The 14,676-nt window shown below is 63.9% G+C and carries 13 protein-coding genes; 1 reads left to right on the plus strand and 12 read right to left on the minus strand.

Features of this window, described 5'->3' with window-relative positions; translation table 11 throughout:
* Nucleotides 1-13: 13 nt before the first annotated feature.
* The 9 genes from MOV63_RS03615 to MOV63_RS03655 all read right to left on the minus strand — a co-directional run bounded on the left by MOV63_RS03615 (nt 14) and on the right by MOV63_RS03655 (nt 9,952).
* Nucleotides 14-820, minus strand: a complete 807-nt coding sequence (locus MOV63_RS03615; RefSeq protein WP_247031723.1) for a crotonase/enoyl-CoA hydratase family protein — start codon at nt 818-820, stop codon at nt 14-16.
* The gene (locus MOV63_RS03620; RefSeq protein WP_247031725.1) at nt 820-1,677 is read right to left on the minus strand and encodes a hydroxymethylglutaryl-CoA lyase; all 858 of its coding nucleotides are present in this window, start codon (nt 1,675-1,677) and stop codon (nt 820-822) included. The genes MOV63_RS03615 and MOV63_RS03620 overlap by 1 nt, the downstream gene beginning before the upstream one ends.
* Entirely contained in the window at nt 1,670-3,676 is a 2,007-nt protein-coding gene (locus tag MOV63_RS03625) for an acetyl/propionyl/methylcrotonyl-CoA carboxylase subunit alpha (protein ID WP_247031727.1), read from the minus strand. The genes MOV63_RS03620 and MOV63_RS03625 overlap by 8 nt, the downstream gene beginning before the upstream one ends.
* Nucleotides 3,677-3,869: 193 nt before the next feature.
* Nucleotides 3,870-5,477: a carboxyl transferase domain-containing protein gene (locus tag MOV63_RS03630; RefSeq protein WP_247031729.1), complete on the minus strand. Its 1,608-nt coding sequence runs from the start codon at nt 5,475-5,477 to the stop codon at nt 3,870-3,872.
* Nucleotides 5,477-6,640 carry an isovaleryl-CoA dehydrogenase gene (locus MOV63_RS03635; RefSeq protein WP_247031731.1) on the minus strand — a complete coding sequence of 388 codons (1,164 nt, stop codon included), beginning with the start codon at nt 6,638-6,640 and terminating at the stop codon, nt 5,477-5,479. The genes MOV63_RS03630 and MOV63_RS03635 overlap by 1 nt, the downstream gene beginning before the upstream one ends.
* A 142-nt stretch (nt 6,641-6,782) precedes the next feature.
* Nucleotides 6,783-7,145, minus strand: a complete 363-nt coding sequence (locus MOV63_RS03640; RefSeq protein WP_247031733.1) for a hypothetical protein — start codon at nt 7,143-7,145, stop codon at nt 6,783-6,785.
* 92 nt (nt 7,146-7,237) lie between these two features.
* Complete coding sequence (locus tag MOV63_RS03645) at nt 7,238-8,098, minus strand: NlpC/P60 family protein (RefSeq protein ID WP_247031735.1); 861 nt, start codon at nt 8,096-8,098, stop codon at nt 7,238-7,240.
* Nucleotides 8,099-8,133: 35 nt separating this feature from the next.
* On the minus strand, nt 8,134-8,475 hold the full coding sequence (locus MOV63_RS03650; RefSeq protein ID WP_247031737.1) for a helix-turn-helix domain-containing protein: 342 nt from the start codon (nt 8,473-8,475) through the stop codon (nt 8,134-8,136).
* 85 nt (nt 8,476-8,560) lie between these two features.
* The gene (locus MOV63_RS03655; RefSeq protein WP_247031739.1) at nt 8,561-9,952 is read right to left on the minus strand and encodes a M17 family metallopeptidase; all 1,392 of its coding nucleotides are present in this window, start codon (nt 9,950-9,952) and stop codon (nt 8,561-8,563) included.
* Between the two features lie 140 nt (nt 9,953-10,092).
* Here MOV63_RS03655 and MOV63_RS03660 point away from each other — a divergent pair, with 140 nt between their 5' ends.
* Nucleotides 10,093-10,926: a tetratricopeptide repeat protein gene (locus MOV63_RS03660; RefSeq protein ID WP_247031741.1), complete on the plus strand. Its 834-nt coding sequence runs from the start codon at nt 10,093-10,095 to the stop codon at nt 10,924-10,926.
* A 339-nt stretch (nt 10,927-11,265) separates the two neighbouring features.
* Here MOV63_RS03660 and MOV63_RS03665 read toward each other — a convergent pair whose 3' ends face one another.
* From MOV63_RS03665 to MOV63_RS03675, 3 genes are all read right to left on the minus strand, one after another.
* Entirely contained in the window at nt 11,266-12,243 is a 978-nt protein-coding gene (locus MOV63_RS03665) for a type II secretion system F family protein (protein WP_038592363.1), read from the minus strand.
* 12 nt (nt 12,244-12,255) lie between these two features.
* Nucleotides 12,256-13,269 carry a type II secretion system F family protein gene (locus MOV63_RS03670; RefSeq protein ID WP_038548182.1) on the minus strand — a complete coding sequence of 338 codons (1,014 nt, stop codon included), beginning with the start codon at nt 13,267-13,269 and terminating at the stop codon, nt 12,256-12,258.
* Between the two features lie 13 nt (nt 13,270-13,282).
* Nucleotides 13,283-14,676, minus strand: a 1,394-nt coding sequence (locus MOV63_RS03675) for a CpaF family protein (RefSeq protein ID WP_247031743.1), incomplete at its 5' end; no start/stop codon positions are given.

Below are 14,676 nucleotides of genomic sequence, written 5' to 3' on the forward strand. Positions count from 1 at the left end.
AGCCGATCCGGGACTAATCCCCGCCTGACTTGGGCGCCGCCCAGGGCATCGGCCGGCGATTGAGGAAGGCGTCGATGCCGGCGCGACCTTCGGCGCTTTCCCAACGGTCGGCGAGCAAGCCGGTGCTGTAGCCGATCGGATCTTCGGTCGCCTGGCGGGCGAGACTTTGCGCAAGGCTCTTGGCGCTGGCGACGGCACCGGGAGCGCAATCGAGGAAAGCCAAGACCTCCTCTTCCACCGCAGCATCAAGTTCGTCGGCTGTGCGAACGATAGACACGAGACCGATCTCGCGGGCCGTGACCGCATCGAAGCGGCGGGCGTTGAGGAACAACCGGCGGGCATGGCCTTCACCGATCCGGCGCACGACGTAGGGTCCTATGGTCGCGGGGATCAGGCCGAGCCGCGTTTCGGTGAGCGCAAACCAGGCGCTGTCAGCCGCGACCACGATGTCGCAGACGGCCATCAGGCCGATACCGCCGCCGAAGGCATTGCCCTGCACCCGGCCGATCAGCGGTTTCGGCAGGTCGTCGAGCGCCTTCAGCATGAGAGCAAGTTCTGTCGCCCCCTCGATCTTGCCGGCACGATCCCTCGCCTCCTGGTCGCGCATCCATTGCAGATCGCCTCCGGCGCAGAATGTGGAGCCGGCGGATGCGAGAACCACGACGCGCACCGCATCGTCGGCTGCGAGCTTGCCGGCCGCGTCGGCCAGATCGGCGATCATCCGTGCGTTCATGGCATTGTGCTTTTCGGGCCGGGCGAGCGTCAGTGTCACCACCCCGCGGAGATCCCGTTCCAGCGTCAGCGTGTCGTAAGCGCCCATCAGCGTGCTCCCCTCAGGCTGCGGGCAAAAGCCTCTGCCTCGGTCAGCCGGTCGCGGTCGATGCGGGTTTCGAACCCCAGCGCATGCAGATGATCGACCGTCTTGCCAGTCGCGACATTGCCCTCGGCGCCGGGCGCATAAGGGCACCCGCCGAGCCCGCCGGCGGCAGCATCGAAAACGCGCAGACCTTTTTCGAGCGAGACGGTGATGTTGTCGAGCGCCCGGCCGTTTGTGTCGTGAAAATGCCCGGCGAGATGTGCCGCCGGCAGGTGCTTCAAGACCGCATCGAGCATGGCTGCGACCCGATCCGGCGTGCCTGTGCCGATCGTATCGGCCAGCGCCACCTCGCTGCAACCCAACGCATGAAGCTCCGTTGCCACCCGCGCCACCTGCGCCGGCGGCGTCGGACCATCAAAGGGACAGTCAACGGCGCAGGAGACATAGGCGCGGACCGGGATGCCGTCGCGGCGGGCGCTGTCGATCAGAGGCGCGAACCGCTGAAAACTCTCGGCGATGCTGCAATTGATGTTGCGGTGGCTGAAGCCTTCCGACGCCGAGGCGAAGACGGCGACTTCATCCGCTTTGGCCGAGACGGCCGCCGCATATCCCCGCACGTTCGGTGTCAGCACTGTGTAGAGCGCCCCCGGACGGCGGGTAATGCCGGCCATGACCTCGGCGGCGTCGGCCATCTGCGGCACCCAGTCGGCGCGAACGAAGCTCGTCACCTCGATTTTTTCGAAACCGCAGGCGGAGAGCAGGTCGACCAGCCGGATCTTGTCGGCGGTGGAAATGAGCCCCTTCTCGTTCTGGAGCCCGTCGCGTGGACCCATTTCGTGGATGCGGACGAAATCAGCCATCCTTCGGCTCCCCGGCTTCGGGCTCCGGCTCAAGGGTCAGCAGCACCGCGCCTTCGATCACCTGTTCGCCCTGCGACACCAGGACATCGGCAAGCGTCCCGTCGCGCGGGGCGGCAAGCGTCAATTCCATCTTCATGGCTTCCATCACGACAAGGGCCTCGCCCTTTGTGACCGAGGCTCCCGGCGTGGCACGAAGGAGTTTGACGAGGCCCGGCATGGGCGCGACGATGCGATCGCTGCCGGCGGCAATCTCATCCTCACCGGCAAGGGGATCGATAAGGCCGAAGTGCCAGTTCTCGCCATCGCCGAAGATCGTCACGTCACGTTCGCCGGAGACCAGATGGACGCGATGTTTCCGGCCGGCGGCCTCCAGAAGACAAGCCTCGGCGTCCAGGCGAGAGAGACGGAAATCGACCGGCTTGCCGTCGACCATGGCCGCGTAGACGCCCTCTCCGATCGATCCGAACGACACCGGCACGTGCTGGCCGCGGTAGTCCAGCTCGACGAAATCGGAGGCTTCGGCCCATAACCGGAACCCGGATAAGCGGTCCCAGGGATCGCTTCCGTTCTTCGGTTCGAGGGCACCGGAAAGTTTCAAAGCGGCCAAGGCCATGGCCTCGCGAGACGGGGACTGACCGATCGTCAATTCCGCCAGATGCCTGTCGATGAGGCCGGTATCTGGCAAGCCCTCGACGAAATCCAGCTGGATCGTTAGCCGGCGAAGAAATGCAGCGTTGGTGGTCACGCCGGTGGCGCGAACTTCGGCAAGGGCGGCCGAGAGCAGCGAGAGCGCTGTCTGGCGATCCGGGCCTCGGGTGATGATTTTCGCGATCATCGGATCGTAGAAAGGCGAGATGCGGTCGCCGGCGCGCACGCCACTGTCCACCCGCGCCAGTTCCTCCGGCAGGTCGAGATGGGCAAGCCTGCCGGTGGCGGGCAGAAAACCCCGCTCGGCATCCTCCGCATAAAGCCGCGCCTCGAAGGCCCAGCCGCTGATGAAAAGCTCGCCTTGGCTGCGCGGAAGAGGCTCGCCGGACGCGACGCGAAGCTGCCATTCGACGAGATCGACGCCGGTGATCGCTTCGGTCACCGGATGCTCCACCTGCAGCCGGGTGTTCATCTCCATGAACCAGAAACGGTCGGCCTTCAGCCCGTCGGAGGCATCGGCGATGAACTCGATCGTGCCGGCACCGGAATAGGAGATCGCCATCGCGGCCTTCACCGCCGCCTCGCCCATGGCGATGCGCATCTCCTCCGGCATGCCGGGGGCCGGCGCCTCCTCGATGACCTTCTGGTGGCGGCGCTGCAGCGAGCAGTCGCGTTCGAAGAGGTGCACGACATTGCCGTGGTCGTCGCCGAACACCTGAATCTCGATATGGCGTGGATGGGCGATGTATTTCTCGATCAGGCAGGCGGGATCGCCGAAGGCGGCCAAAGCCTCCCGCTGCGCCGAGGCGAGTGCTTCCCTGAAGTCGTCCGCCCTTTCGACCCGCCGCATGCCCTTGCCGCCACCCCCGGCCCGCGCCTTGATCAGCACCGGAAAACCGATGCGCTCCGCTTCCCTGGAGAGGAAGTCGGGATCCTGTTCGGCGCCGTGATAGCCAGGGACGACAGGCACTCCCGCCTTTTCCATCAGCGCCTTGGCGGCGTCCTTGAGGCCCATGGCGCGAATGGCATCGGACGATGGACCAATGAACCGTATGCCGGCGGATGTCACCGCATCGGCGAAGTCGGGGTTTTCCGAAAGGAAGCCATAACCGGGATGGATGGCGTCGGCGCCGGTGCGCAACGCCGCCTGGATGATCGTCTCGCCGCGGAGATAACTTTCGGCTGCTGGGGACGGCCCGAAATGCACCGCCTCGCCGGCAAGCGACACATGCAGGGCATCCCGGTCGGCGTCGGAATAGACGGCGACGGTTGCGACACCCAGCCGGTGGCAGGTGCGGATGATGCGGCAGGCGATCTCGCCGCGATTGGCTATGAGGACTTTTCTCAGCATGGGGCAGCCCCGAGATACCAGGACGAGTAAACCCCTCCCCAACCCCTCCCCACAAGGGGGAGGGGCTTACCCCGCCGCACCGGTGGTGGATTTGAAGCGAGGCCGTGCCGCGAGTCTTCTCCCCCCTTGTGGGGGAGATGGCCGGCAGGCCAGAGGGGGTCTTTGGATGTGCTCTGCTGCATCAAGCCAACCCTCACATCCGGAACACGCCGAAGCGTGTATCCTCGATCGGAGCATTGAGGGCGGCGGAGAGGCTCAGGCCCAGGACCTGCCGTGTCTTGGCCGGGTGGATGATGCCATCGTCCCAGAGCCTCGCGGAGGCATAAAGCGGGTGGCTCTGTTCCTCGAACTGGTCGAGCACCGGCTGTTTGAAGGCCGCCTCCTCGTCCGCGCCCCATGTCTTGCCGCCGCGCTCGATCGCCTCGCGCCGGACCGTCGCCAGTACGCCGGCGGCTTGCGGGCCGCCCATCACCGAAATCCGGCTGTTCGGCCAGGTCCAGAGGAAACGCGGCGAATAGGCGCGGCCGGCCATGCCGTAATTGCCGGCGCCGAAGGAACCGCCAAGCAGGATCGTGACCTTCGGCACGGACGTTGTCGCAACCGCCGTCACCAGCTTGGCGCCGTGCTTGGCGATGCCCTCCGCCTCGTATCTGCGGCCGACCATGAAGCCGGTGATGTTCTGCAGGAAGACCAGCGGGATTTTTCGCTGCGAGCAGAGCTCGATGAAATGCGCGCCCTTCTGGGCGCTTTCGGAAAACAGCACACCATTGTTGGCGACGATGCCGACGGAAACCCCGAAGACATGCGCGAAGCCGCAGACCAGCGTCATGCCGAACCGCGCCTTGAACTCGTCGAACCGGGAGCCATCCACCACCCGCGCGATCACTTCGCGGATATCGTAGGGGGTGCTCAGCGAGGACGGGACGATCGCGGCGATTTCTTCCGGATCGTAAAGCGGTTCCTCGGGCGTCGCCAGCACCACCGTATCCGGCTTGCGGGTGTTCAGTCCGCCAACGGCGCGGCGGACCAGCGCGAGCGCGTGGGCGTCGTTGCGGGCGAGATGATCGGCGACGCCGGACAGCCTTGTGTGGACATCGCCGCCGCCGAGATCTTCGGCCGAGACTTCCTCGCCCGTCGCGGCCTTCACCAGCGGCGGGCCGGCGAGGAAGATCGTGCCCTGGTCCTTGACGATGATCGCCTCGTCGGACATGGCCGGCACATAGGCACCGCCGGCGGTGCAGGAACCCATGACGGCGGCGATCTGGGCGATGCCCTTCGCCGACATGCGGGCCTGGTTGAAGAAGATGCGGCCAAAATGATCGCGGTCGGGAAACACCTCGTCCTGGTTCGGCAGGTTGGCGCCGCCGGAATCGACCAGATAGACGCAAGGGAGACGGTTCTCCTCGGCGATCTCCTGGGCCCGCAGGTGTTTCTTGACGGTCATCGGGTAGTAGGTGCCGCCCTTCACGGTGGCGTCGTTGGCGACGACCATCACCTCGCGGCCCTCGACCCGGCCGATGCCGGTGACGATGCCGGCCGACGGGCTCGCCCCGCCGTACAGCCCATGCGCGGCGGTGGCTCCGATTTCGAGAAAGGGCGAGCCGTGGTCCAGCAGACGCGCAATGCGTTCGCGGGGAAGCAGTTTGCCGCGCTTCACATGCCGCGCCCGCGCTTCCTCGCCGCCGCCGGCTTCGGCGAGCTTTACCGCCGTCTCGACCTCGGCAAGCTTTGCCTGCATCGCGGCACGGTTCGCTTCGGCGGCTTCGCTCCTCAGGTTGACCGCAGACCGGATGACAGCCATCAGGCGGTTTCCTTGAAGAGTTCGCGGCCGATCAGCATACGGCGGATTTCGGACGTGCCGGCGCCGATCTCCATCAGCTTGGCGTCGCGCAGCAGCCGGCCGGTCGGATTGTCGTTGATATAGCCGTTGCCGCCGAGGATCTGGATTGCCTGCAGTGCCTGCTGGGTCGCCTGTTCGGAGGCGTAGAGGCAGCAGGCGGCGGCATCCTGGCGCGTCACGGCGCCGCGATCGCAGGCAGCGGCGACGGCATAGACATAGGCGCGGGCGGAATTCATCGCCGTGTACATGTCGGCGACCTTCGCCTGGATCAGCTGGAATTCGCCGATCGGCTGGCCGAACTGCTTTCGCTCGTGGACATAGGGCATGACCACATCGAGGCAGGCATGCATGATGCCGATGCCGATGGCGGAGAGCACGACGCGCTCGTAGTCGAGCCCCGACATCAGCACGCGCACGCCGCCGCCTTCGGAACCCATGACGTTTTCGGCCGGCACTTCGCAATCCTCGAACACCAGTTCGCAGGTGTTGGAGCCGCGCATGCCGAGCTTGTCGAGCTTCTGGGCCGTCGTGAACCCCTTGAAATCCCTCTCGACAAGGAAGGCGGTGATGCCTTTGGAGGCGGCGGCCGGATCGGTCTTGGCGTAGACCACCAGAACATCGGCATCGGGGCCGTTGGTGATCCACATCTTGGTTCCGTTCAAGACGTAACGATCGCCCTGCTTCTCGGCGCGGAGCTTCATCGAGACGACGTCGGAACCGGCGCCGGGCTCCGACATGGCGAGCGCGCCGACATGTTCTCCCGAGCAGAGTTTCGGCAGGTAACGCGCCTTCTGGTCGGCATTGCCGTTGCGGTTGATCTGGTTGACGCAGAGGTTGGAATGGGCACCGTAGCTGAGCGATGTGGAGGCCGAGGCACGAGCCAGTTCCTCGACGGCGACGACATGAGCGAGATAACCGAGGCCCGTGCCGCCGAAATCCGGATCGGCGGTGATGCCGAGCAGGCCGAGCGCCCCCAGTTCGGGCCAGAGATCTCGGGCAAATTCGTTGCTGCGGTCGATTTCGTCGGCGCGAGGCTTGAGTTTTTCCTGCGCGAAACGGTGGACCGTCTCACGAACAGCGTCGACCTCCTCGCCGAGCGCAAAATTCATGCTTGCGTGGAACACCCTGCATCCTCCCGGTGTACCAAGTTCAGTATGTCAGAAAGTAGTGGGGCAGCGGCGGCAGGTCGTCAATGGCTGGACGGGGCTGCGACGCGACATCGCAAGATACGGTCTTCCGGTTGGCCCCCATTGAACGAAGATTGCCCTATTCGGGCAGATGATAGGGGTGAATGCCGGGAGCCCATTCGTTATTCGGCATCCGTGTGCCGGTATAGGTCACGCCGCTCGGCGACTTGCAGCGGTAGATCCGGGTCGGCATGACATCGCCATAGAGAATGTCGAAACCGCCACGACTGCGATAGACGTTCTCGATATCGCTGGTGCAGTCATAGGCCTGTTTCTTCACGCGCTCCTCCTCGGGCACGACGCCGGGCAGGTTGCGGAAATAGGTCTGGGTGTCCTTGGGGAAGGCCAGGGGCTCGGCTGCGAATACCTCGGCCGGAACCAACGCGGCGACAAGCAGCGCCACGAGCATCATGGCCGGCAGTATCCATGCACCTTTGAGCATCAATCGACTCCTCATCCACGAAAACTGCGGACGATTCAAAGATATGGACGGCAGGAGGCCCGATCCATGGGCCGGGGACCACGTTTGCGTGATCATCGGCGGTTATCCAGGCGGCGATAGCCGGTGGGCTGCTGGTAGAGCCATCCGATCCGCTGAACGGCCGCCTCGAAATTCTCGCGGGCGACGCTCATCGTGTGGCCGTTGGCGTGGAGAAGCGTCTCGGCATTCTCCATGATGCCGACATGACCTTTCCATAAAACGAGGTCGCCGCGGCGAAGTTCCCCTTGGCCGATCTCTTTGCCGATCGAGGCCTGCATATCGGAGTCGCGCGGGGCAAATTGACCGGTCATCATCAGGGCGAGCTGCACGAGCGACGAGCAATCAAGACCGAAACCGGAACGGCCACCCCAGAGATAGGGCGTCTCGATGAATTTTTCGGCGACGGTGACGTAGTCCCCATCCAAGGTTTCGGCGATGGGCAGGCAATGGCGGGCGATCACCGCCTCGCCGCTTGCCAATACGAGATAACGGGTGCCGCGGGTTTCCGCCTCGCCGACGACGGTGACGCGGCTCCCCATCGACAGGGCGCCCACCGGCGGCTTGCGTAGCTCCGGCTCCGGATAAAGGAAGGTGCGGGGCACGGCGATGCGGTGGGTGGGCTCGTCCAGGCCTCCGAGCATCGCCTCCGGCAGGTAACCGACATAGCCGTCCTGATCGGCCTGCACCCAGGCAAAACCCTCGGCGCGGTCGAAGACCCGGACGGTTTCGCCCCACAAAAGTTCGGTATCGATGCCGCGGGCAAGGTCCGGTGCCGGGCGCAGCTGGGCCACCGGCACGGCGATGCGTGCCGGCTCGCCGCGGACGAACTGGCCTGCCTCGACGCTGCCCTTCAGCGTCTCGTCTGCAAGGTCGGGGCGGAAGGCGTGCAGGCGTCTGTCGAGCAGCTTGGTCATTTCAAAATCCCTTCGGGCGCCTTATGCCAAACCCGTCACTTGCGGCCTTCCTTGATGATCAGGTCGCCCAGCTTTTCCAGATAGAGCGCACCCGTCACCGTGCGCTTGATCACCACATTGCGGCGGTCCCGCTCGTCGCGTTGGCGGTCCACCAGACCCATCTCGCCCATCGTGTCGAGCGCGCGGGTGATGACCGGCTTGGTAACGCCCAGCGTCGCCGCCAGGCCACGTACCGTGTGCGGCGGCGGCACGAGATAAATATGCAGCAAAATGGACATCTGGCGCAATGTCAGATCGCGGCCGTCGTGGCGCACCTGCTCCAGCGATACCCGGTGCCAGAGGCCCAGCGCTTCAGTGGCGGTCAGTTCAACCGGCATCACCACCTCGGTTCCAAATTCGGCCTCGGTTCACAATCCGACGAATTTTAGGCCGAACTTCTTACCGGTCTGTTTCGGAGCCGGTTTATTTCGCGGCCATGTCGCGGATCGTGCGATAGAGTGCGCGGATCGCAAACGCCTCGCCGCCGACCGGTGCATGCGGCTTTTCGGCCGCCACCCAGCCATAGATGTCGAAATGCACCCAGCTCCTGGTCGCGGTGACGAAACGCTTGAGGAAAAGTGCTGCGGTGATCGCGCCGGCCATGCCGCCCGAGGGCGAATTGGTGATATCGGCGGCGCGGGAGCGGATATCCTTGTCGTAGCCCATCCACAGCGGCAGGCGCCACATCGGATCGGCTTCGGTGCGTCCCGCGTCCATCAGCTTGCCGGCAAGCGTTTCGTCGTCGGTGAAATAGGGAGCAAGCTCGGTGCCGAGCGCGACGCGGGCAGCCCCCGTCAGCGTCGACATGTCGACCATCAGGTCCGGCGGGTTTTCGTCCGCATAGGCGAGCGCGTCGGCAAGGACCAGCCGGCCTTCCGCGTCGGTATTGTCGATCTGCACGGTGATGCCCTTGCGGCTCCTGTAGATATCGCCGGGGCGGAAGGCATTACCGGAAATGGAGTTCTCGACCGCCGGCACCAGAACCTGCAGGTCGACCTTGAGACCGGCATCCATGATCATCAGGGCAAGGCCCATGACGTTCGCCGCGCCGCCCATGTCCTTCTTCATCAGCGCCATGTTGGCGGCACCCTTGATGTCGAGACCGCCAGTATCGAAGCACACCCCCTTGCCGACCAGGGTGACACGCGGATGGCCCTTCTCTCCCCAGCGCATTTCGAGCAGCCGCGGAGGCGAGATGCTGGCGCGCCCGACGGTATGGACGAGCGGGAAATTCCGGGCGAGCAGGTCCTCGCCGACGATCGACGTGACGGTCGCGCCGTAATGTTCGCCAAGCGCCCGGAATGCCGCTTCGAGCTCGATCGGCCCCATCTCGTTGGTCGGAATATTGATGAGGTCACGGGCCAGGAAAACGCCGGCAAGCTGGCGCTCGACATCGGCGGCATCGGCCGTGACCGGGATCGCAAGCCGGACGTCCTTCGGTTTTTCGGACTTGTAGCGGCTGAAACCGTAGGTGCCGAGGCCGTAGCCGAGAGCAAGATGCGCGCCGCCAAGCGCCGAGGTCTCGACATGCCAGTCACCCGCCGGCAAGAGCTTCGAGAGTTTGCCGGTAATGAACGGTGCCTCGGCGGGATCGCTGCCAAGGCCGAACAGGGCGCTGCCCACTTCATTGCCCGCAGGTACCACAAGCAGAGCACCGGCTTCCGCCTTGAAGCCCGACGCCTTCGCCCAGGCGAGCGCCGCCGCATCGAGCTTCCCAGCCTCCAGGTCGGAGGGCGTCACGGCATGGACCGGCCTTGACGTCGCCCCTTTCGCGCTGAAGGGAGAGGGACGTTCGATATACTGATAGGGAGTCATGGGCGGGCCTTCGGAAGCTGCTGGAATCGCTCGTCTTAACGATCTGTTAGGGTTAACAGTTTATTGCTGGAGTGGAAATGCGCTATCTGCCCGCTCCCTATTCGGAAGACGTGGCACCGGACCGAACGAGACCGCACCCCATGACCGCTTCCGCAGCCGTGACGCTTCGCAAGACCCGCCTCGCCCAGACCGCCGCCTTCGCCCTTCTCACCGCTCTTTCGGTCACCGGTTGTGCGACGAACCGGGACGTGGCGACGACGGGCTCGATCCCGAGGGCCTCGGCCGCCTCCATGGACGGCATGAATGCGGACGCGCTTGCAGGCACAGAGAAGTCGATCGGCGAAAGTTATGCCCGAGATCCGAAGAACAAGGAAATCGGGCTGCGCTACGCGACGGTGCTCGGTATGACGGGCAAGAGCGCGCAGGCGCTTGCGGTGATGCAGCAGGTGGCGATTGCTCACCCGGCCGACCGCGAGGTGCTGGCCGCCTATGGCAAGGCGCAGGCCGGTGCCGGCCAGCTCGAACAGGCGCTCGCGACCATCAACCGCGCCCAGACCCCCGATCATCCGGACTGGCGCCTCTATTCGGCCGAAGGCGCCGTGCTCGATCAGCTCGGGCGCTCGGCGGAGGCTCGCCAGAAATACCGCATGGCGCTTGATACCCAGCCGAACGAGCCAAGTGTGATGTCCAATCTCGGAATGTCCTATGTGCTTTCCGGCGACCTGAAGACGGCGGAAACCTACATGCGTAATGCCGCCGGCCAGCCTGCCGCTGACAGCCGCGTCCGCCAGAACCTGGCGCTGGTGGTCGGCCTGCAGGGTCGTTTTTCGGAAGCAGAACAGATCGCCCGCCGCGAACTCTCGCAGCAGCAGGCCGATGCCAACGTCACCTATCTGCGCTCGATGTTATCCCAGCAAAACGCCTGGACGAAGCTCGCCGACAAGGATGGCAAAGGAAAGCCCAATACGAACTGATGGGGCTTCTTCCGCCATTCCAACAAAAACCGGCCTTGCGCCGGTTTTCTCGTTTTCGGGAATGGTCCTGTCGGAGCGCCTTAGATAAGGCGCGAGATCACGGTGATGATTCCGCCGATCAGGACGAGGTTCACGCAAAGTCGTGTCAGCATCTTGGTATCCTCCGAATATGTTTCGTTCACGAACCGGCGGGGCTGGAAGAGCCGGCCGTCTCGAGCTGATGGAGAGGATATTGGACCGATCCCGCTGAACGCCGTCTGAAACGGGAGTTCATATCACGTTCAACAATGGGCACGCGCGGCCGGTGCGGGTCGAACGCCGAATGTTAGAAAACCGCGTTCAGTGGAACTTGTCGGCGACCTGGATGCCGGCCGGACCAAGGATGACGGCGATCAGGACCGGCAGGAAGAACAGGATCATCGGGACGGTGAGCTTCGGCGGCAGGGCGGCCGCCTTCTTTTCCGCTTCGTTCATCCGCTCGTCGCGACCTTCCTGGGCAAGTACGCGCAGCGCCGAGGCGATCGGCGTGCCATAACGTTCCGCCTGGATCAGCGCCTGGGTAACGGCCCTGACGATATCGAGCTGGGTGCGGATGCCGAGATTTTCGAGCGCGGTGCGGCGGTCCTGCAAGAAGGAGAGCTCGGCCGTCGTCAGCACCATTTCCTCGGCCAGCGGCGGCGACGCCTGCGCCATCTCCTCGGCCACGCGGCGCATCGCCGCTTCCATGGAAATCCCCGATTCGACGCAGATCAACATCAGGTCGAGCGCATCGGGCCAGGCCCGCTTGATGGAATGCTGGCGCTTCTTCACCCGGTTGGAAATGTAGATGTTCGGTGCGTAGAAGCCGATATAGGCGATAACGATCGCCGCCAGCATGCGGATCGGGAACGGCCGGGTGGCGAGGTTGCCGAGCACGAAAATCCACACGATAGCGGCCGCAAGGAAAACGAAGGGCAGCAGGAAACGGGCCAGCAGGAACATGTTGAGGGCGTTCTGCGACCTCAGACCGGCGGCACGAAGCCTGTTGACGGTGTTGTCGTCAACCAGCGCCTTGCGCAGATTGAAGCGCTCGACGATCTGCCGAACCGACTGATTATTCTGCGCACGCAGCGACGTCTTCGACTGTTCGGAATTCATGCGGGCGCGTTCGCGGGCGCGGATCTGTTCGCGCTCGGTGGAGACGGCCTTCATGCGCTTGTCGAGATCTCCCTTTTCGAGGAAAGGGCTCGCCAGCGTGTAGAGGGTCGCGAAAACCGCCACGGCCACCAGAATGGCAAGCAGTGTGATCGGATCGGTAAGCGTCGTTGCCAGTCCCATCGTCCCGTCCCCTCAGATGTCGAAGTTGATCATGTTGCGCATGACGAAGATGCCGATCGACATCCAGACGCCGGAAGCCAAAAGGATCAGGTGCCCGCGCGGATCGGTGAAGATGATCGAGATGTACTGAGGCGAGGTCAGATAGACGAGCAGCGATACGATGAAGGGCAAAGCGCCGATGATCACCGCCGAAGCCTTCGCTTCCATCGACAACGCCTGCACCTTGGCCTTCATCTTCTTGCGCTCGCGCAGCACCTTGGAAAGGTTGCCGATCGCTTCGGAAAGATTGCCGCCGGCCTGGCCCTGAATGGTGATGACGATCGCAAAGAAATTCACTTCCGGCAGCGGCATGGTCAACATCATGCGGGTGCAGGCTTCGGGAATGCTCAGGCCCACCTGCTGGGATTCGATCACGCGGCGGAATTCCGTCTTCACCGGCTCCTGGCCGTCGGATGCGATCAGTCGCATTGAATCGTTGAGCGGCAGGCCGGATTTGATCGATCGCACCATGACGTCGAGCGCATTCGGAAATTCCTCCAGGAACTTCTTCTGGCGACGCTTGACCAGGAAACCAACGATCCAGCGCGGCAAGCCGACCGCGCTGACGAAGGCTGCGCCGAGGGCGGCAAGCAAAGGCAGCCCGGCAATCAAGGTGACGAGGAAGACGAAGACGCCGAAAAGGACACTGAACATATAGAAGCGGCCCATCGTCAGGGACAGGCCGGTCTGGGCGAGCTTGGATTTCAAGCTGCCGTCGCCCATCTTCCTGTTCTTCTCTTCCTGCTTCTTCTCCAGGTCCTTGATCGAGTCCTGCATGGACTTGCGGCGCTTGGAAAGCTCCTGCACCCGGTCTCGAGCGTCCTTGACCTTGTTGAGATCGGTTTCCGCCGACTTCACCCGGTTGAGCCGGCTGTCTGCCTTCTTTTCCACTTCCATGCGGGAGAACAACAGCCCGTAACAGACCGCCGCCGCGGCGACCGCCACGAGGGCGATGATCGCCACGACATTGATATCCAACCCGAACATGGAATTCCGCTCCTTAGTCCTTGGTTTTTTCCATCGCGTCGAGCGCGGCGGAAAGACGCTTTTCCTCGTTGTAATAACGGGCGCGGTCCCAGAAATGCGGCTTCATGATGCCGGTTGCCATATGCCTGCCAATCAGGCGGCCATTGGCGTCCTCGCCGTCGATCTCGTAGCGCATCAGGTCCTGGGTGATGATCACGTCGCCTTCCATGCCCATCACCTCGGTGATCTGGGTGATGCGGCGCGAACCGTCGCGCAGACGGGCCGCCTGAATGATGACGTCGACCGAACCGCTGATGATCTCGCGCACGGTCTTGGCCGGCAGCGAATAACCGCCCATGGCAATCATCGATTCCATACGGCTCAGGCATTCGCGTGGCGTGTTGGCGTGGATCGTACCCATCGAGCCGTCGTGGCCGGTGTTCATCGCCTGCAGCAGGTCGAAGACTTCCGGTCCGCGCACTTCGCCGACGATGATGCGTTCGGGGCGCATGCGCAGGCAATTCTTGACGAGATCGCGCATGGTGATCTCGCCCTCGCCCTCGATGTTCGGTGGGCGGGTTTCGAGACGGACCACATGCGGCTGCTGGAGCTGCAGTTCGGCGGTATCCTCGCAGGTGATGACCCGCTCTTCCCTGTCGATATAGTTGGTCAGGCAGTTCAGCAGCGTCGTCTTGCCGGAACCGGTGCCGCCGGAGATGACGATGTTGCAGCGGACGCGGCCAATAATCTGCAGGAGCGTTGCCCCTTCCGGGGTGATCGCACCGAACCTGACGAGCTGGTCGAGGTTGAGCTTGTCCTTCTTGAACTTACGAATGGTGAGCGCCGGTCCGTCGATGGCGAGCGGCGGGGCGATGACGTTGACGCGGGATCCGTCCGGCAGGCGCGCATCGCAGATCGGCGAGGATTCGTCGACGCGGCGGCCGACCTGGCTGACGATACGCTGGCAGATCGACAGGAGCTGGGAATTGTCGCGGAAGCGGATGTCGGATTCGATCGTCTTGCCGGCGACTTCGATGAAGGTCTGTCCGGCACCGTTGACCATGATGTCGGAGATGTCGTCTCGGGCGAGCAACGGCTCCAGCGGGCCATAACCCAGAACGTCGTTGCAGATGTCCTCGAGCAGTTCCTCCTGCTCGGAGATCGACATTGCGAAATTCTTGATGGTGATGATATCGTTGACGATATCGCGGATTTCCTCGCGCGCGCTTTCGGCGTCGAGCTTGGCGAGCTGGGAAAGATCGATCGTATCGATCAGGGCCGAGAAGACCTGGCTCTTGGTATCGTAATAGAGCTCCGTGCGCGCCGGGCGCTTTCGGGCTGTCGATTGCGGCGCGAGCGGCGGCGGCGAGGAGATCTGCTGCCGCTGGGTCACGGGATCGCGCACCGGCTCGGCAAGGACTTCAGGAG

It is taken from the genome of Neorhizobium sp. SHOUNA12A (genome assembly GCF_023006505.1).
GTDB lineage: Bacteria > Pseudomonadota > Alphaproteobacteria > Rhizobiales > Rhizobiaceae > Neorhizobium.

Excerpts from the sequence above, each read along its gene's own strand:
- MOV63_RS03625 (WP_247031727.1), bottom strand. The coding sequence starts at position 3,676 with ATGCTGAGAAAAGTCCTCATAGCCAATCGCGGCGAGATCGCCTGCCGC.
- MOV63_RS03640 (WP_247031733.1), bottom strand. The coding sequence starts at position 7,145 with ATGCTCAAAGGTGCATGGATACTGCCGGCCATGATGCTCGTGGCGCTG.
- MOV63_RS03630 (WP_247031729.1), bottom strand. The coding sequence starts at position 5,477 with ATGGCTGTCATCCGGTCTGCGGTCAACCTGAGGAGCGAAGCCGCCGAA.
- MOV63_RS03670 (WP_038548182.1), bottom strand. The coding sequence starts at position 13,269 with ATGTTCGGGTTGGATATCAATGTCGTGGCGATCATCGCCCTCGTGGCG.
- MOV63_RS03620 (WP_247031725.1), bottom strand. The coding sequence starts at position 1,677 with ATGGCTGATTTCGTCCGCATCCACGAAATGGGTCCACGCGACGGGCTC.
- MOV63_RS03665 (WP_038592363.1), bottom strand. The coding sequence starts at position 12,243 with ATGGGACTGGCAACGACGCTTACCGATCCGATCACACTGCTTGCCATT.
- MOV63_RS03660 (WP_247031741.1), top strand. The coding sequence starts at position 10,093 with ATGACCGCTTCCGCAGCCGTGACGCTTCGCAAGACCCGCCTCGCCCAG.
- MOV63_RS03645 (WP_247031735.1), bottom strand. The coding sequence starts at position 8,098 with ATGACCAAGCTGCTCGACAGACGCCTGCACGCCTTCCGCCCCGACCTT.
- MOV63_RS03615 (WP_247031723.1), bottom strand. The coding sequence starts at position 820 with ATGGGCGCTTACGACACGCTGACGCTGGAACGGGATCTCCGCGGGGTG.
- MOV63_RS03655 (WP_247031739.1), bottom strand. The coding sequence starts at position 9,952 with ATGACTCCCTATCAGTATATCGAACGTCCCTCTCCCTTCAGCGCGAAA.
- MOV63_RS03650 (WP_247031737.1), bottom strand. The coding sequence starts at position 8,475 with ATGCCGGTTGAACTGACCGCCACTGAAGCGCTGGGCCTCTGGCACCGG.